Here is a 17352-nt window from a genome sequence, read left to right as displayed (position 1 = left end):
GCATGCCATGAGTGATAACCTCGATTCGACCCCACCCCAGCCGGCCAAGCCGGCCGACGCCCACTGGGAGCGCGCTGTGCTGGAAAAACTGGTGTTTGCCACGCTGAAGGAGCAGAAGGCCGCGCGCCGCTGGAGTATTTTCTTCAAGGCGGTGACGCTGCTGGTGATCGTGTTCGCGCTGAGCGCGTATTTCGACATCAGCTGGACCGGCTCGGACAGCGAGACGCTGGGCCGCCACACGGCGCTGATCGAAGTGGAGGGCGCCATCGAGTCGGAGGGTAGCGGCTCTGCCGCGGTGGTGATTCCGGCGCTGAACAAGGCGTTTTCCGACAGCGGCTCGGTGGCGGTAGTGCTGCACATTAACAGCCCGGGCGGCAGTCCGGTGCAGGCCGGCATGATCGTCGACGAGATGGTCCGCCTGCGCAAAGGCTATCCGGGCAAGCCGCTGTACGTGGTGGTGGACGAGATTTGCGCCTCCGGCTGCTACTACATCGCCGCCGGCGCCGACCGCATCTATGTCAACAAGGCCAGCATCATCGGCTCGATCGGCGTGCTGATGGACGGCTTCGGCTTCACCGGCGCGATGGAAAAGCTGGGCGTCGAGCGCCGCCTGCTGACCGCCGGCGAGAACAAGGGTTTCATGGACCCGTTCAGCCCGCTCACTGAAAAACACAAGCTGCACGCGCAGCAAATGCTCAATGAAATCCACCAGCAATTCATCGACGTGGTGCGCGCCGGCCGCGGCAAGCGCCTGAAAGAAACGCCGGATATGTTCTCCGGCCTGTTCTGGACCGGCGCCCGCTCGATCGACCTCGGCCTGGCCGACGCCTACGGCAGTGTCGATTCGGTGGCGCGCGACGTGGTCAAGGCCGAGGATATTGTCGACTACACCACGCATGAGGGGCTGCAGGAGCGCGTGCTGAAGAAATTCGGCGCCGCCATGGGCGCCGGCGCGATGAAGTCGGCGCTCGATGCGGTACGGCCGAGCCTGCATTAGCCTGCGTTGTCGGATGACTGGCTTGCCGATTAACATTATCAATCCAGTCTCTTTTTGACTTGCATATCCGAGGTGGTGAACTATATTGGTGATGTAGTTCTTTCCAAGGAGGGCCGATATAAACACTAGTCTGTTGTCAGCACGTTCTTGCTTCAATATGATTTGATGGAACTACTCAACCGCATCGTTGATGCGGACCCGAGAGAATTTCGATTCCTCGTTCAAGTCCCTTTGTGGGGCTGAAAACAGCGGCTCCGCGCCGCTGTTTTCTTTTTCCGGCGCTTCCTCTTGCGCGAAGCCGCCGGCGTCCAGCCAGGCGAGGAACAGCGTTTGCTGATACTGATGCCACAGCGACTGGGCGCTGAGCGGCGCCTGGCCGTTGCGGCAGCGCGCCAGCAGCAGCGTGGTACGGTGAAGGGCGGCCTGGGCTTGCGCCGCTGGGTTGGCAGTGTGCGTCATGATCAAGTCCTGCTGAGTATTCTGATGCGTGGTAGGGGAATTCCTAATGCGGTTTCAGTCTATCAATAGAAACTGGGCATGGCTTGATATGTATCAAGAATGCATACTCCTGTAAAATCGCGGCCATGAGCAAATTATCCTTGGACCGCATCCTGCAATCGCAGGGTTACGGCACCCGTAAATACTGCCGCTCCCTGATCGAGGACGGCGAAGTCACCATCGATGGCGTGGTGCACGACAACTTCAAAGCCGCCATCGAGACCGATGGCCTGGTATTCCGCCTGTTCGACGAGGACGTGGTGTACCGCGAACACGTCTATATCGCGCTGTTCAAGCCGCAGAACTATGAATGTTCGCGCAAGCCCAGCCATCATCCGGGCGTGCTGACGCTGCTGCCGGAAGAGTTCACCTGGCGCGAGGTGCAACCGGTCGGCCGGCTCGACCACGACACCACCGGCATGCTGCTGATGTCCGACGATGGCGCCTTTATCCATGCACAATCGTCGCCGAAGCGCCACGTTCCGAAGATTTACCAAGCCACCACCGCCGCGCCGGTCACCGAGGCGCTGATCGCCGAGCTGCTGGCCGGCGTCAAGCTGCACGACGAGCCGGCGCCACTGGCGGCCCAGACCTGTATTCAGCGTGGTGACCATCAGCTGGAAATCGTGCTGGAACAAGGCAAATACCACCAGGTCAAGCGCATGCTGGCCGCCGCCGGCAACCATTGCTCGGCGCTGCACCGTTCCGCCATCGGCGGCCTGACCCTGGCGTCGCTTGGTATCGAAGAGGGTGACTGGTGCTACCTGACACCGGAACAACTGGCGTTGTTGGCCCCCGCCTGAGATTCGCCGCCCCGGCGATTTAATTTCCGTATGGAATCGTGGATATGGCGGTGAAAACCCGTCGTATTCCACCGATGCTCTGCTGCCGCCGCCATCGATAATGGCACTGTTGAAAATTAATCCACGCAGCAGGCAGACCCGATATGGCAGAAGATAGCGACGCCGAAAAGACCGAACCCGCGTCAGCCAAGCGCCTTGAACAGGCGCGTGAAGAGGGCGACGTTCCCCGTTCGCGGGAAGTGGCGACGTTTACCGTGCTGATGGCGGCCGGCGCCGGCCTGTGGGTGATGGGCGACATGGTGATCCGCCAGCTGGAGGCGGTGCTGGTGTCCGGGCTGACGCTGGACCAGGAGCAGATCTTCAACGCCGAGGTGCTGTTGCGCCGCGTCGTCAAGGATCTGGTGCAGGTGCTGCTGGCCTGCCTGCCGCTGGGCGTGGCGGTGATGGTGGTGGCGCTGGCGTCGCCGCTGCTGGTGGGCGGCTGGCTGTTCAGCGCCAAATCGTTCACGCCGAATTTCGGCAAGCTCAATCCGGCCAAGGGCATCACCAATATGTTCTCGAAGAACGCGCTGGTCGAGCTGGGCAAGGCCATCCTCAAGACGGTGGTGGTCGGCTTTGTCGCCTGGCTGGTGGTGCTGAAGTACAAGGACGCGGTGATCGGCCTGTCGGTCGAGCCGCTCAGGCTGGGCATCGCCCACACCGCCAATATGCTGGCGGCCGCCTTCATGTTCATCGTCGGCGCGCTGGGCCTGATCGCCGCCATCGACGCGCCGTACCAGATGTGGCACTACGCCGACAAGCTGAAGATGACCCGCCAGGAACTGATCCAGGAATCGAAGGAGTCGGACGGCAATCCGCAAATCAAGGGCAAGATCCGCCAGATGCAGCGCGAGATGGCGCGCCGCCGCATGATGGCCGACGTGCCGACCGCCGACGTCATCGTCACCAATCCGACCCACTACGCGGTGGCGCTGAAGTACAGCGATGACATGCGCGGCGCGCCGAAAGTGGTGGCCAAGGGCACCGACGAGGTGGCGGCCAAGATCCGCGAGCTCGGCAAGGAACACAAGGTCACGCTGCTGGAAGCGCCGGCGTTGGCGCGCGCGCTGTTCAAGCACACCGAGATCGGCGACGAGATTCCGGAACAGTTGTACGCGGCGGTGGCCGAGGTGCTGGCCTATGTGTTCCAGCTGCGCCTGTTCAACCGCGGCGGCGGCAACCGTCCGGTCGAGCCGAAGCAACTCGATGTGCCGCCCACCATGGACCCGCTGGACCCGGCCTATATTCCCAAGCACGGCAAGCCAACAGATTTGAATAATGGAGCACCTGCATGAACGCCCTCGCCAACGTGAAATTACCGCCATGGCTGCAAGGACTGGCCTCGTCGCAGAACAAGGCCAGCCTGGCGGCGCCGATCCTGATCATCATGCTGCTGGCGATGATGATCCTGCCGTTGCCGGCGTTTATCCTGGATATCTTCTTCAGCTTCAATATCGCGCTGTCGGTGATCGTGCTGCTGACCGCGCTGTACACGGTCAAGCCGCTGGACTTCATGTCCTTCCCGGCGATCCTGCTGGTGTCGACCATGCTGCGCCTGTCGCTGAACGTGGCCTCGACCCGTATCGTGCTGACCGAGGGCCACACCGGCGCCGACGCGGCCGGCAAGGTGATCGAGGCCTTCGGCCACTTCCTGATCGGCGGTAACTACACGGTCGGTATCGTGGTGTTCATCATCCTGACCATCATCAACTTTGTCGTGGTGACCAAGGGCGCCGGCCGTATCGCCGAGGTGGGCGCGCGCTTCGCGCTGGACGCGATGCCGGGCAAGCAGATGGCGATCGACGCCGACCTCAACGCCGGCCTGATCGGCGAGGCCGAGGCCAAGAAGCGCCGCAGCGAAGTGTCGATGGAGGCCGAATTCTACGGCGCCATGGACGGCGCCTCGAAATACGTGCGCGGCGATGCCGTCGCCGGCATTATGGTGACGGTGATTAACGTGATCGGCGGCCTGCTGGTCGGCGTGATCCAGCACGATATGCCGTTTGCCGACGCGACCAAGAACTACACGCTGCTGGCCATCGGTGACGGTCTGGTGGCGCAGATTCCTTCGCTGATTATTTCGATCGCGGCCGGTATCGTGGTGTCGCGCGTGGCCAACGATCAGGACATCGGCGGCCAGTTGGTGGGCGAGCTGTTCGCCAAGCCGGAAGTGCTGTACATCACCGCCGGCATCATCGGCGGCATGGGCCTGATTCCCGGCATGCCCAACCTGGTGTTCCTGCTGCTGGCCGGGTCGCTGGCCGGCGGCGCCTATCTGATGTCGAAGAAAAAAGTCAGCAAGGTGGCGGCCGAGACGGCGGCGGCCGAAGCGGCGGCGCCGGCGGCCGCGGCGGCGTCCGAGCAGGAGGAGGCCAGCTGGCAGGACGTGATGCCGGTCGATACGCTGGGCCTGGAAGTGGGCTACCGGCTGATTCCGCTGGTGGACAAAACCCAGGGCGGCGAGCTGCTCAAGCGCATCAAGGGCATCCGCAAGAAGTTCGCGCAGGAGGTCGGCTTCCTGGCGCCGCCGGTGCACATCCGCGACAACCTGGAGTTGAAACCGTCGGCCTACCGCATCGCGCTCAAGGGCGTGGAGGTGGGCACCGGCGAGGCCTTCAACGGACAGTTCCTGGCGATCAACCCCGGCATGGCGACCGGCACGCTGCAAGGCTTGGTGACCACCGATCCGGCGTTCGGCCTGCCGGCGGTGTGGATCGACGCCAGCCTGCGCGATCAGGCGCAGGGCATGGGCTATACCGTGGTCGATGCCGGCACGGTGGTGGCGACGCACCTGAATCACCTGATCACCACCCATGCGTCGGAGCTGCTGGGCCGGGCCGAGGTGCAGTCGCTGCTCGATCATCTGGCCAAGGAATCGCCGAAGCTGGTGGAGGATCTGGTGCCGAAGATGGTGTCGATCTCGACGCTGCAGAAGGTGTTGCAGAATCTGCTGGTCGAAGGCGTGCATATCCGCGATATGCGCACCGTGATCGAAACGCTGGCCGAGCACGCGGTGCACACGCAAGATCCCGGCGATCTGACGGCGCTGGTGCGCATCGCGCTGGGGCGGGCGATTGTGCAGCAGCTGTTCCCCGGCGCCGGCGAGCTGTCGGTGATGACGCTGGACAATCGTCTGGAACGCTTGCTGATGCAGGCGCTGGCGGCCAGCGGTCCGGACGGCGCCGGCATCGAGCCCGGGCTGGCCGATACGATTGCGCAGCAGGCGGCGGCGGCGACCCAGCAGCAGGAGGCGTTGGGGCTGACGCCGGTGTTGCTGGTGCCGGGTCCGCTGCGCGCCTTGCTGTCGCGCTTCCTGCGCCGCTCGCTGCCGCAACTGAAGGTGCTGTCGCATGCGGAAATCCCGGAAAGCAAGACCATCCGCGTGACCGCGCTGGTGGGCCAGCAGCCGGCTTGATCCATCTCGTGGCGCGTTCATGCGGGCGGCCTGGACTGCCTGCATGGACGACGACTACGACACGCCATGGAAGGAAGCGATCACCGATCTCTTCCCGGAATTCATGGCCTTCTACTTCCCTGCCGCCCACGCCGCGATCGACTGGTCGCGCCCGCATGATTTTCTCGACCAGGAACTGGCGGCCCTGTCGCATGACGGCGAGCTGGGCAGCCGCTTGCTGGACAAGTTGGTGCATGTCTATTTGCGGGAAGGTGGCGAGCGCTGGGTATTGCTGCATATTGAGGTGCAGGGTTGGCAGGACAGGGGGGGCAACGGCGGAGGTGGCGCAGCTGTCGGCATGGGCCCTGAACTTCGTCGATGCCGCTTCGCTCGGCGAGGTTTTCGGTGACTGAAATGCGGGTCATTTCTGCCCCTGTTCATCAGATCGTTTCCAGAGTGCATCGTTAATAATGGAATCATTGGAGTAAGGCGTGCGCCATGGCGAACGCGCTGCTCAACCTGCTTCCCTTGAGAGACGGTCATGAACGTTAAAAAATTTACCGCCCCGACTTCGCGCGAAGCGCTGCGCAAAGTCCGCGAATCCCTCGGCCCCGACGCCGTGATCCTGTCCAACCGTCAATCCGATGGCGTGGTTGAAATCCTCGCGCTGGCCAACGATGATGCCGCCTCGCTGGCGATGCCGGCGCCACACTCGCCGATGGCCGAACCGGCGCCGTCGCTGGACCTGAGCGCGCCGGCCATCGCGCGCCGCGTCGAGCCGCGTTTCGAGGATGAATTGCCGCATATGTCGCCGCCGGTGTCGGCCGCCCAGCCGGCCAGTCTGCAGCCAGCCGCGCCGCGCCGCGTCGTTGCTGCGACCAGCGCGCCCGCACCTTCCGCGCCGCGTGCCGCCACCAGCGCGCCGGCGCCGCAGCCGAAAGCACCCGCCATCGACGCCCAACAGATCGCCGCCATGGTCAGCGCCGCCGTCGCCAGCGCCAAGGAATCGGCCGCCGCCGAAATGAGCGGCATGATGAGTGAAATCCGCGCCATGCGCGGCATGATGGAAACCCAGCTGGCCGAACTGTCGTGGGGCGCGACGCAAGCGCGCGAACCGCAGAAGACCGCCGTGCTGCGCCAGATGCTGGCGGCCGGTTTCTCGGCCAGCCTGGCGCGCTACCTGATCGAAAAACTGCCGGCCGGCCGCGACGCCGCCGACAGCCTGCGCTGGATCAAGACGGTGCTGGCGCGCAACCTGCAAACCATGGCCAACGAAGACGCGCTGATCGACCAGGGCGGCGTGTTCGCGCTGGTCGGCCCGACCGGTGTCGGCAAGACCACCAGCACCGCCAAGTTGGCCGCGCGCTGCGTGATGCGCCACGGCCCTGAAAAGCTGGCGCTGATCACCACCGACGCCTACCGGATCGGCGCGCACGAACAGTTGCGCATCTACGGCAAGATCCTCGGCGTGATGGTTCACTCGGTCAAGGATGAGGCCGACCTGCGCATCGCGCTGAAAGAGCTGAAGAACAAGCACACCGTGCTGATCGACACCGTCGGCGTCAGCCAGCGCGATCAGATGGTGACCGAACAGGTGTCGATGCTGCAGGGCGCAGGCAGCGACGTCAAGCGCCTGCTGTGCCTGAACGCCACCGCCACCCAGGAAACCCTGAGCGAAGTGGTGCGCGCCTACCAGGGCAGTGGCCTGGCCGGCTGCATCATGACCAAGCTGGACGAGGCGGCCGCGATCGGCAACGCGCTGGACGTGGTGATCCGTCACAAGCTCAACCTGTTCTATGTGTCGAACGGCCAGCGCGTGCCGGAAGACCTGCATCTGGCCGACCCGGTCTACCTGATCGACCGCGCCTTCAAGCTCAAGCGCGACAGCGTCAATAGCCAGTATCAGGACGCCGAACTGCCGCTGCTGATGGGCGCCGACCTGGGTGGCTTCGCTGCCGCGCGCGAGGTGCACCTTGGCTAACTTCAATTTCGACCAGGCCGAGGGCCTGCGCCGCATGCTGGCGGGGCCGCAGCCCCGCATCGTCACCTTCCTGTCGGCCACGCCGCAGGACGACAAGGGCTCGATGCTGGTCAACCTGGGCGCCTCGCTGTCCCGCGCCGGCAACGACGTGCTGGTGGTCGACGCCTGCGCCAGCGCCCACGGCGTCGCCACCCGACTCGGCATCGATGGCGGCCACAGCCTGCTGAACGTGGCGCGCCAGGAGTGCGCGCTGAACCAGGTGATCCACCAGGTGCCGCAAGGTTTCGCGGTGGCCTCGATGACGCGCGGCACACCGCGCTCGGGGCCGGATGACACGCGCCGCCTGGCCAAGGCCTTCGACGTGCTGGCCAAGCAGACCGGCATGGTGCTGGTCGACGGCGAATTCGACGGCGAGGCTTTCCCGGTGCCGGTCATGGCCAGCTCGGATATTGTGGTGCAAGTTGCCAATAGCGCTACCTCGATCAAGGCGGCGTACAGTATGATTAAGCGGCTGAACCAGGAATTGGGCCGCCGGCCGTTCGGCATTCTGGTCACCGGCGCCTCCGAGGACGAAGCGCGGGTGGTTTACGATAATATGGCACAGGCGGCCAGTCGTTACCTTGCCGTCAACCTGGTGTCGATGGGATCGGTGCCGGCGGATGAGTATCTGCAACGCGCGGCGCGCTTGGGGCGCGCCGTGGTCGATGCGTTTCCGCTGGCCGGGGCCTCGGTCGCGTTCCGCCAACTGGCGGGCCGCTTTGCGCTGGGGGGAAACAACCAACTGCGCGCTTGATTAAATAATAAATATTCGAATGTATACGGTAAAAGGGAAAGCGGACAAGGATACCTTGCTGACGGAGCACATGCCGTTGGTGAAGCGCCTGGCCCACCACATGAAGGCGAAACTGCCGCCCAGCGTCGAAGTCGACGATCTGGTGCAAGCCGGAATGATCGGCCTGTTGGACGCCATCAGCCGTTACGAAGAAACGCATGGCGCCCAGTTTGAAACCTACGCGGTGCTGCGCATCCGCGGCGCCATGCTGGATGAACTGCGCAGCAGTGATTGGCTGCCGCGCTCGCTGCGGCAGAACATGCGCAAGGTCGAGGCCGCCATGTCGACGCTGCAGCAGCGCCTGGGCCGGCCGCCGAGCGAATCGGAAGTGGCCAAGTCGCTCAAGCTGTCGCTGGCCGACTACCAGGAAATGCTGGGCGACGGCGGCGGCCACCAGCTGGTGTACTACGAGGATTTCCACGACGACGACGGCAACGACAGTTTCCTCGACCGCTACGCCGCCGACGATGACGCCGATCCATTGCGCGCGTTGCTCGACGGCGACTTCCGCCAGGCCGTGATCGACGCCATCGACCTGCTGCCGGAGCGCGAGAAGATGCTGATGGGCTTGTACTACGAAGAGGAGCTCAACTTGAAAGAAATCGGCGCCGTGATGGGCGTATCCGAATCGCGCGTATCGCAGTTGCATACGCAGGCTGTGGCGCGTCTGCGCGCCTCACTCCGGGAGCGGTCTTGGACTGGGCCAGCGTAGCCGGGGTGCTGCTGGCGCTGGCCGGCATCATCATCGGCCAGACGCTGGAGGGTGGCAAGCTGACGTCGCTGCTGCAGCCGGCGGCGTTCGCCATCGTGGTGATCGGCACGTTCGGCGCGGTGCTGCTGCAAACCCGCTTCAAAACCTTGGTGCGCGGCCTGCGCATGCTGCGGCTGGTGTTTGCGCCGCCGCCGGATACCCGCGCGCTGCTGGCGCGCGACATCACCGCCTGGAACCAGGCCGCGCGCCGTGACGGCCTGCTGTCGCTGGAGCGCTACATGCTGTCGTCCAAGGACCCGTTCAACGTCAAGGGCCTGCGCTTGATCGTCGACGGCATCGCGCCGGAAAAGCTGCGCCAGCTGCTGGACACCGAAATCACCGCCTATGAAACGGCCGAGCGCCAGGCGGTGCGGATCTGGGAATCGGCGGCCGGTTATTCGCCCACCATCGGCATTCTCGGCGCCGTGCTGGGCCTGATCCACGTGATGGAAAACCTGACCGACCCCAGCAAGCTGGGCTCCGGCATCGCCATCGCCTTCGTCTCGACCATCTACGGCGTCGGCCTGGCCAACCTGTTGTTCTACCCGATCGCCAACAAGCTCAAGGCCATCGTCACCCAGGCCGTGCATCAGCAGGAGATCGCCGCGCAGGTGTTCTACGACATCGCCACCGGCGACCACACGCGCGTCATCGACGAACGCATCGCCACGCTGATGCGGGAGCACTGACATGCAGTACCGCCGCGCCCGCCGCAAGTTCGACGATGAACCGGAGAACCATGAACGCTGGCTGATTTCCTATGCCGACTTCATCACGCTGCTGTTCGCGTTCTTTGTGGTGATGTATGCGATTTCGGCGGTCAACATCGGCAAGTACAAAGTGTTCTCCGATGCGCTCGGCAACGCCTTCGGCGGCCAGGGCTCGGCCACGCCGGTCAACACCCAGGTGCAGAACCTGCCGATTCCTAATCCCGGCCTGAAGCGCCGCACCGAGTTGCTGCGCAAGGAAAAAGAGCAGATGACCAAGCTGGCGCAGGATTTGCTGTCCACCATGGCGCCGCTGGTGAAGGAGGGCAAGGTGCGGGTGACGCAGAATAGCCGCGGCGTCAGCGTTGAGATCAACGCCTCGGTGCTGTTCGATCCGGGCGACGCGCGGCTGATGCCGGCGTCGGTGGAGGCGCTGCGCGCGGTGGCCAGCCTGCTGGCGGCCGACCCGCATCATGTGCAGGTGGAAGGGCATACCGACAATCAGCCGATCGGCAATCCGCGTTTTCCTTCCAACTGGGAATTGTCGGCGGTGCGCGCCAGCAGCGTGGTGCGGCTGTTCATCGACGCCGGCGTGGCGCCGGAACGCCTGACCGCGGTCGGCTTCAGCGCCAACCAGCCGGTGGCAAGCAACGACACGGCCGAGGGCCGCGCGCGCAACCGTCGCGTGGCGGTCACGATATTGTCGGGGATTCCCGATCCATCAACGGAATTGCCGACGCCCGTCGCGCCAGCGCAGTAATCAGCCGGCGAGGAAGCCGCGGCTGCGCGGCACCGAGGTGGAAATGCCGCCCGGGCCGTAGAAGTTGTTGGCGGTGGCGCCTTGCGGGCGCAGCGTTTGCAGCGCGTCCTGCGTATGGCCCATCTGCTTGTTGATCAGCATGCCGTTGATGCGGTTCAGTTCCTTGGCTGCGCGCGTGTGTTGCAGCAGCGCCTGCCACAGGCTGGCCGACGCCTCGCGCGCTTCGCCGCTGGCTTCAATCCAGGCGTCCATGCCGGCTTCCTCGGCGGGAAAACCACATTTGCCCAGCGTGCGGTGGCGTTGCGCCGACAGCAGCGTCATCTGGGTGACCAGCGCGGTCTTGCGGCTGGTGACGGCCGGCAGGCCTTCAATGTCCGCCGTCACCAGCAGTTGCTGTTCCTGGCGCAGCAAGTCCAGCAGTGTGGACATGATGTGTTCTTCTTCGCGCAGGCTGTTCAGCGGGGTGACGGTGGCCATGATAATCCTATCGTTTTCGTGAGTGCAGCAGATCCTTGACGGTATCCAGCAAGCCATCCGCTACTTTTTCCGAGTTGACCTGGAACTGACCATCGGCAATCGCCAACTTGATGCGTTCGACTTTCTTGGTGTCGAACACGGCGTTGGCGCCGCTGGCAGAACTGGCCGCCATTGCCTGGCCTTGCGGCGACAGGCGTACATTGTCCGAGGCGACGTTGGTCGCCGCGGTCTGGGCCGCTTTTTCCGCGCCACGCGCGGTCGCACCAGCGGCGGCCGGCGTCGACGGCAGGCCGGGCGTGCTCTTTAATGAGTCATTGACTTTCACAGCATTTCCTTCTCAGCTAGGAGTACGAAACTCCGGGATCTGAGTCGGTAACGGCGGTCTGGCGGTAAACTTTAGCCGGCGCGGCGTGCTTTTTATTGCTCAAAATGCCACCTCGACCAGGCCGCCGGTCTTGGCGATGCCGCTGATCTGCTGGCCGTTCCCGGTTCTGACCTGCACCACCTGGCCGTCGCCGGCCGTGCTCATGGCGCGGCCCTCGGCCGACACGCTGAAATTGCTGCCGCTGGACACCAGCCGCACCAGTTGGCCGGACTGCACCACCGGTTTGCTGCGCAAGGTATCGAGCCGCAAGGGCGTGCCCGGCGGTAGCGAGACCGTGGCGCTGCGGCCGATCACCTGGCTAACGTCGGTGGCTATGCCAGCAGGCAACATTGTCAGATCGCCCTTGAGCACCGTCAGCTGGCCGGCGTCGATCGGCTGGCCCTGGACCAGCGGCGCGGCGGCGGCGATGTACTCGCCGACCACTGTCACATTGGCTTGAATATAGACCGTCCACGTGGCGGGCGCGGCGCAGCGCACACCGACCGTGGTCTTGCCCCAGGCGCGCGCGCCCGGCATGAAGAACGCCTGCGGTTCGGCGCAGGCCGCCAGGTTCAGGCGCGGATCGATGGCGCCGACGTTGACCGTGACCTGGCCCGGCAGGCCGCCGGCCTGCACCTGCAGGAATTGTTCGACCGTGCTTTTCAGTACGGCCACTTCCTGGCGGCCGGTCTGGGCGCCGGCGTGGGCGCTCAAGGCGGCGGTCAACAGCGTAGTGATCAGCAGGCGTGGTTTCATGATGTGAGGTTCCGGTTCAATGTTGCCATGATAGTGGGGCGGGCTGATCTTGAAGCGGCGAATAAGGCGGGAAATCGGCTGCTTATCGGTCGATGGTTACGGAAGGCAACTCCGTATCATCGATCCTGTCATCAATGTGGAAGGGGAGCGAATCATGCTCGGCAGCAAGCTAGACGATTATATGCGCTTCAATGAGACCGCCCTGAGTCTGCGCTCGGCGCGCCAGAGCGTCATCGCTTCCAATATCGCCAACGCGGACACACCGAATTACAAGGCGCGCGACATCGACTTCACCAGCGCGCTGCAGGCCGCCATGGACAAGGCCGACCCGAACGCCAAGCCGACGCTGAGCACCACCGCCGGCAAGCATTACCCCAGCCCTCAGCAAGGTGCCGGTACGCTGGCCGACGGCACGCCGCTGCTGTACCGCGGCGTGGTGCAGGGTGCGGTGGACGGCAACACGGTGGACATGGACGTCGAACGCAACCAGTTTGCCGACAACGCCATCCGCTACGAAGCCGGGATTAACGCCATTAATGGCCAGATCAAGGCGATGCTGGCCGCCATCCAGCCGGGGAACTGATCATGTCGCTGTTTAAAATTTTCGATGTCTCGGGTTCGGCGATGAGCGCGCAGGCGCAGCGTCTGAACGTGGTGGCCTCCAACCTGGCCAATGCCGATTCCGCCACCAGCGCCAGCGGCGAGGCGTACCGCGCGCGCCAGGTGGTGTTCGAGGCGCAGACGCCGACCAACGGCGGCACGTCGACCGGGGTGCGGGTCAAGCAGGTGGTGGAAGACCAGTCGCCGATGAAGATGATGTACGACCCCAAGCACCCGGCCGCCGACGAGAACGGCTATGTGACGATGCCCAACGTGAATGTGGTGGATGAGATGGTCAACATGCTGTCGGCCTCGCGCTCCTACCAGACCAACGTGGAAACCATGAACGCGGCCAAGACGCTGCTGTTGAAAACCCTGACCATCGGTCAAACGTAATTAAGAAGAGACCATCATGAGCGTGAGCGGAATTATCGACACCCCGGCCGCCGTCAACTCGACGCCGAACACCAAGACCACCAGCACCGACAGCGTGCAGGCGGACCAGGACAAATTCATGACGCTGCTGGTGACGCAGCTGAAAAATCAGGACCCGCTGAACCCGATGGACAACGCGGCCATGACCAGCCAGTTGGCCCAGCTGTCGACCGTGACCGGCATCAACAAGGTCAACGCCACGCTGGAAACGCTGCGCGGCGACATCGCCAGCACCCAGTCGGCCACCGCGATCGGCCTGATCGGCAAGGGCGTGCTGGTCGAAGGCAAGGGCCTGACGCTGAGCACCACCACCGACGCCGACGGCAAGACCAGCAGTTCCAGCATGTTCGGCATCGAGTTGCCGTCCGATTCGCAGGCGGTGTCGATCGAGATCAAGAACGCCACCGGCAAGACCGTGCGCACGATGAGCATGACCAACGCCGCGGCCGGCACTTACCCGATCACCTGGGACGGCCTGATGGACGACAAGAGCACCACCGCGCCGGCCGGCAACTACACCGTCGCCGTCAGCGCCAGTAACGCCGGCAGCAAGGTGACCGCGACGCCGCTGCAACTGGCGGCGGTGGCCAGCGTGTCGACCGGCGCCGGCGGCGTCAAGCTCAATACCTCGCTCGGCCATTTCAGCATGAGCGACATCAAGGAAGTTCTGTAAGCAGTACCACACTGAGATAGGGGAATACCATGTTCCAACAAGGGTTGAGCGGCTTGAACGCCGCATCCAAATCGCTGGACGTCATCGGCAACAACATCGCCAACGCCAGCACCGTCGGCTTCAAGAGTTCGCAAGCGCAGTTTGCCGACCTGTACGCCAACTCGCTGAACGGCGTGTCGGGCAATAACCCGGGGATTGGTGTGACTGTGTCCAAACTGGCGCAGCAATTCACGCAGGGCAATATCGAAAGCAGCAGCAACCCGCTGGACGTGGCGATCAACGGCGGCGGCTTCTTCCGTCTGGTGGTCAACGGCGCGGTGCAGTATTCGCGCAACGGCCAGTTTCACGAGGACAAAACGCATACGCTGGTCAACGCCCAGGGCGCGCAGCTGACCGGCTACCTGGCCAACACCGCCGGCGTGATCCAACTGGGCGCGCCGGTGCCGCTGACGCTGGACAAGTCCGACCTGACGCCGGTGCAAACCACCGAGGCCAACTTCCAGTTGAACCTGAGCTCGGCCGAGAAGGTGCCCACCACCATTCCGTTCGACGCCAACGATCCGACCAGCTACAACAAGCAGACCGTGCTGGACGTGTACGACTCGCTTGGCACCGCGCACATCATGACCACCTACTACGTCAAGACCGATGCCAACACCTGGGACGTGTACGCCGCCGCCGACAACAAGGAGATCCTGTCGGCCAGTGTGGCCGCCGCCGTCAACACCGATCCCGCCGTGGTGGCCGCGCGCCTGGAATACAATAACGCGGTACGCGCGGTACCGCCGGATACGGCAGCCGTCGCGACTGCCGCCGCCAACTACGCCGGTGCCGCGCGCGACGCCATGCGCGGTGCCGCTGTCACCGCCGGCGCCACCGACGCGCAGCTCGCCGCCATCGATAGCGCCTTCACCGCGCTGGACCCGAGTGGCAGCGGCTCGATCACCGGTAAGACGCCGGACCAGATCAACGCCTTGCTGGGCGCCGCCACCACGGTGCCGGCGGTCAAGATCGGCACGCTGTTGTTCACCAAGAACGGCGCGCTCGACTCGCAAGCGATGGCGCTGATGAACCCGCCGCAAACGCTGCCGTTCCAGGTCAAGCTGCCGATTTTCCCCGACACCGGCGCGCAGGAGCCGATGACGGTCTCGACCACCTTCGACAAGACCACCCAGTACGGCAGCGTGACCAACGACCTGGGCTCGAAGCAGAACGGCTACTCGGCCGGCTCCTGGCAGCGCTATTCGATCGATGAAAACGGCGTGATCCTGGGCCAGTACAGCAACGGCAAGTCGCGCGCCATGGGCCAGATCGCCATGGCCAACTTCGCCAGCGTCGACGGCCTGACACCGCTGGGCAACAATGCCTGGTCGGAAAGCGCGGCTTCTGGCCCGCCGACCATCGGCGTGCCGAACGCCGGCGCCATGGGTCAGCTGCGCGCCAGCTCGGTGGAAACCTCGAACACCGACCTGACGGCCGAGCTGGTCAACATGATCACCGCGCAGCGCGTCTACCAGGCCAATGCGCAGACCATCAAGACCCAGGACTCGGTGCTGCAGACGTTGGTGAATCTGCGTTAAAGCGCTGCGTTAATCGACGTATAGGAGTCAATCATGGACCGTCTCGTCTATACCGCGATGACCGGCGCCCGCCACGTGATGGAGCAGCAGGCCACGGTGTCGAACAACCTGGCCAACGCCACCACCACCGGCTTTCGCGCCCAGCTCGATTCGTTCCGGGCGGTGCCGGTGGTGTCCGAGGGCTTGCCGACACGCGCCTTCGTGGTCGACTCAACGGTCGGCGCGGACTTCCGTTCCGGGCCGATGCAGACCACCGGCCGCTCGCTCGACATCGCCATCCGCGACCAGGGCTGGCTGGCGGTGCAGTCGGCCGACGGTTCGGAGGCCTACACCCGCAACGGCGGGCTGAAGATCACCGAAAACGGCATCCTGCAGACCACCAGCGGGCAGACGCTGATCGGTGACGGCGGTCCGATCGCGGTGCCGCCGGACACCAAGATCGCCATCGCCAGCGACGGCACGGTGAGCGTGGTCAACGACAACTTCGCGCCCGGCCCGGCCAATGTGCTGGGACGGCTGAAACTGGTCAACCCGGACGTCAAGGGCTTGATACGCGGCGACGACGGCCTGTTCCGCCAGGCCGACGGCACGCCGGCCGAGAACGATCCGAATGTGCGCGTGGTCGATGGCGTGCTGGAGGGCAGCAACGTCAATCCGGTCGACTCCATGGTCAACATGATCAGCCTGGCAAGGCAGTTTGAAATGCAAATGAGCCTGATGAAGAACGCCGAGAATAACGCCGCAAAAGCCACTCAAATATTATCATTAAGTTAAATATTTTATTATTTTTTTTGAAATTTTAATTATATTTGATTTTAATGAAAATATCATATTGCTGAGGTTAAATTTGTTGCTTTTTGGAATTTTTCTGATGTACACTTATTTTCATGTCTATTTAAAAAGGGATGCAAATGTACATGAGATTTCTAAAGCGATTTGATCGTAAAATAAAACTGCACTTGATCTTATGTCTCCAGGCGATGGTAGTGTTTTTCGTCATTTTTAGCTCGTCACTTTCTCATGCTGCGGTGGCAACAGCCGTGGGTGCTGGTACTGCTCACTCATGCGCTGCTTTAGCCACAGGTGGAGCCAAGTGCTGGGGAGGTAACAGTTATGGTGAATTGGGAAATTCAATATCTGGTACTAGCACTACGCCTGTAACGGTTGAGGGCTTGGAGCAATACCAGATTGTAGCCATTGACGGAGGTGCCTTTTTTACTTGTGCTTTAACATCGACCGGAATGGTCTTTTGTTGGGGTATAAACGACCAGCGTCAGCTCGGTACCCGTGCAGTGGCCTCTAGCAGAAAACCTCTTCAGGTGCAAATACCAACTGGAGCCGCTAAAGCCCTGACTGTTGGATCAAATCACGCTTGTGTGATAGATAATTATGGGAATGTATATTGCTGGGGGACGAATTTGGGGGGGCAACTTAATAGAAACACTTCTATCCCTAAAAGTGAGACGCCTTTATATGCTGCCGGCATGAATGATGTTGTTGCTATCAAGGCTTATAGTTCTGTTACGTGTTATACCGATATTGCCGGCGGTGCAAAGTGTTTTGGAAACAACAAATATGGGGGGCCTCGAAAAACCGGCCCGGCCGTGGCATGATGTCAGCGCATCAACCTTGACGACTCTGCCATGATGAAACCCAACCTTTTTGCTGCGCAGGAGCGCGAAGCCAAGCTGACGAAGCTGGGCGA

At 63.1% G+C, this 17352-nt stretch carries 20 protein-coding genes and 1 pseudogene; 16 read left to right on the top strand and 5 right to left on the bottom strand.

Annotated elements, in window-relative coordinates:
* Positions 1–7: 7 nt before the first annotated feature.
* Positions 8–997, top strand: coding sequence for a S49 family peptidase (locus tag GTP44_RS13715; protein ID WP_160990693.1), 990 nt, complete (start codon positions 8–10; stop codon positions 995–997).
* A gap of 171 nt (positions 998–1168) precedes the next feature.
* Here GTP44_RS13715 and GTP44_RS13710 read toward each other — a convergent pair whose 3' ends face one another.
* Entirely contained in the window at positions 1169–1456 is a 288-nt protein-coding gene (locus GTP44_RS13710; protein WP_229256913.1) for a hypothetical protein, read from the bottom strand.
* 125 nt (positions 1457–1581) lie between these two features.
* Here GTP44_RS13710 and GTP44_RS13705 point away from each other — a divergent pair, with 125 nt between their 5' ends.
* The 9 genes from GTP44_RS13705 (at position 1582) to motD (ending at position 10762) form a co-directional block, all read left to right on the top strand.
* A complete protein-coding gene (locus tag GTP44_RS13705; protein ID WP_160990692.1) occupies positions 1582–2298 on the top strand; it encodes a pseudouridine synthase in 717 nt (238 codons plus the stop codon).
* A 143-nt stretch (positions 2299–2441) separates the two neighbouring features.
* Complete coding sequence (gene flhB, locus GTP44_RS13700; protein WP_160990691.1) at positions 2442–3632, top strand: flagellar biosynthesis protein FlhB; 1191 nt, start codon at positions 2442–2444, stop codon at positions 3630–3632.
* The gene (gene flhA, locus GTP44_RS13695; protein ID WP_161019877.1) at positions 3629–5752 is read left to right on the top strand and encodes a flagellar biosynthesis protein FlhA; all 2124 of its coding nucleotides are present in this window, start codon (positions 3629–3631) and stop codon (positions 5750–5752) included. The genes flhB and flhA overlap by 4 nt, the downstream gene beginning before the upstream one ends.
* Positions 5753–5795: 43 nt before the next feature.
* Positions 5796–6140, top strand: coding sequence for a hypothetical protein (locus tag GTP44_RS13690; RefSeq protein ID WP_229256912.1), 345 nt, complete (start codon positions 5796–5798; stop codon positions 6138–6140).
* Positions 6141–6272: 132 nt separating this feature from the next.
* A complete protein-coding gene (gene flhF, locus GTP44_RS13685) occupies positions 6273–7712 on the top strand; it encodes a flagellar biosynthesis GTPase FlhF (protein ID WP_161019876.1) in 1440 nt (479 codons plus the stop codon).
* Positions 7705–8505, top strand: coding sequence for a MinD/ParA family ATP-binding protein (locus GTP44_RS13680; RefSeq protein ID WP_160990688.1), 801 nt, complete (start codon positions 7705–7707; stop codon positions 8503–8505). Before flhF ends, GTP44_RS13680 begins: the two co-directional genes overlap by 8 nt.
* 19 nt (positions 8506–8524) lie before the next feature.
* Complete coding sequence (locus GTP44_RS13675; protein ID WP_160990687.1) at positions 8525–9256, top strand: RNA polymerase sigma factor FliA; 732 nt, start codon at positions 8525–8527, stop codon at positions 9254–9256.
* Positions 9238–9984: a flagellar motor protein gene (locus GTP44_RS13670; RefSeq protein WP_160990686.1), complete on the top strand. Its 747-nt coding sequence runs from the start codon at positions 9238–9240 to the stop codon at positions 9982–9984. Before GTP44_RS13675 ends, GTP44_RS13670 begins: the two co-directional genes overlap by 19 nt.
* 1 nt (position 9985) lies before the next feature.
* Positions 9986–10762 carry a flagellar motor protein MotD gene (gene motD / locus GTP44_RS13665; protein ID WP_161019875.1) on the top strand — a complete coding sequence of 259 codons (777 nt, stop codon included), beginning with the start codon at positions 9986–9988 and terminating at the stop codon, positions 10760–10762.
* Here the strand turns inward: motD and GTP44_RS13660 are convergent, their stop codons facing one another.
* The 3 genes from GTP44_RS13660 to flgA all read right to left on the bottom strand — a co-directional run bounded on the left by GTP44_RS13660 (position 10763) and on the right by flgA (position 12359).
* Complete coding sequence (locus tag GTP44_RS13660; protein ID WP_161019874.1) at positions 10763–11239, bottom strand: flagella synthesis protein FlgN; 477 nt, start codon at positions 11237–11239, stop codon at positions 10763–10765. It abuts the gene before it with no gap.
* A gap of 7 nt (positions 11240–11246) precedes the next feature.
* The gene (gene flgM, locus GTP44_RS13655) at positions 11247–11564 is read right to left on the bottom strand and encodes a flagellar biosynthesis anti-sigma factor FlgM (RefSeq protein ID WP_160990683.1); all 318 of its coding nucleotides are present in this window, start codon (positions 11562–11564) and stop codon (positions 11247–11249) included.
* A 99-nt stretch (positions 11565–11663) separates the two neighbouring features.
* Complete coding sequence (gene flgA, locus GTP44_RS13650; protein ID WP_161019873.1) at positions 11664–12359, bottom strand: flagellar basal body P-ring formation chaperone FlgA; 696 nt, start codon at positions 12357–12359, stop codon at positions 11664–11666.
* A 154-nt stretch (positions 12360–12513) separates the two neighbouring features.
* Between flgA and flgB the strand changes: the two genes are divergently transcribed.
* The 6 genes and pseudogenes from flgB to GTP44_RS28215 all read left to right on the top strand — a co-directional run.
* A complete protein-coding gene (gene flgB / locus GTP44_RS13645; RefSeq protein ID WP_160990681.1) occupies positions 12514–12942 on the top strand; it encodes a flagellar basal body rod protein FlgB in 429 nt (142 codons plus the stop codon).
* 2 nt (positions 12943–12944) lie between these two features.
* On the top strand, positions 12945–13355 hold the full coding sequence (gene flgC, locus GTP44_RS13640; protein WP_160990680.1) for a flagellar basal body rod protein FlgC: 411 nt from the start codon (positions 12945–12947) through the stop codon (positions 13353–13355).
* Between the two features lie 16 nt (positions 13356–13371).
* Positions 13372–14067: a flagellar hook assembly protein FlgD gene (locus GTP44_RS13635; protein ID WP_161019872.1), complete on the top strand. Its 696-nt coding sequence runs from the start codon at positions 13372–13374 to the stop codon at positions 14065–14067.
* 29 nt (positions 14068–14096) lie between these two features.
* Positions 14097–15647 (top strand): flagellar hook protein FlgE, encoded by a 1551-nt coding sequence (locus GTP44_RS13630; RefSeq protein ID WP_161019871.1) that lies wholly within the window; start codon positions 14097–14099, stop codon positions 15645–15647.
* Positions 15648–15680: 33 nt separating this feature from the next.
* The gene (flgF, locus tag GTP44_RS13625; RefSeq protein WP_161019870.1) at positions 15681–16421 is read left to right on the top strand and encodes a flagellar basal-body rod protein FlgF; all 741 of its coding nucleotides are present in this window, start codon (positions 15681–15683) and stop codon (positions 16419–16421) included.
* 131 nt (positions 16422–16552) lie between these two features.
* Positions 16553–17065: pseudogene (locus tag GTP44_RS28215) on the top strand (RCC1 domain-containing protein); the annotation flags it as partial.
* A 51-nt stretch (positions 17066–17116) separates the two neighbouring features.
* On the opposite strand, the gene GTP44_RS27520 reads toward GTP44_RS28215, so the two are convergent.
* Positions 17117–17352: hypothetical protein (locus GTP44_RS27520; protein ID WP_229256911.1), on the bottom strand; the 236-nt coding region annotated here is incomplete at its 5' end.

Origin of the sequence: Duganella lactea, from assembly GCF_009857505.1 — a bacterium.
Lineage (GTDB): Bacteria > Pseudomonadota > Gammaproteobacteria > Burkholderiales > Burkholderiaceae_D > Rugamonas > Rugamonas lactea.
The sequence above is the reverse complement of the archived record's forward strand: the minus strand, read 5'-3'. Positions and strand labels throughout refer to the sequence as shown.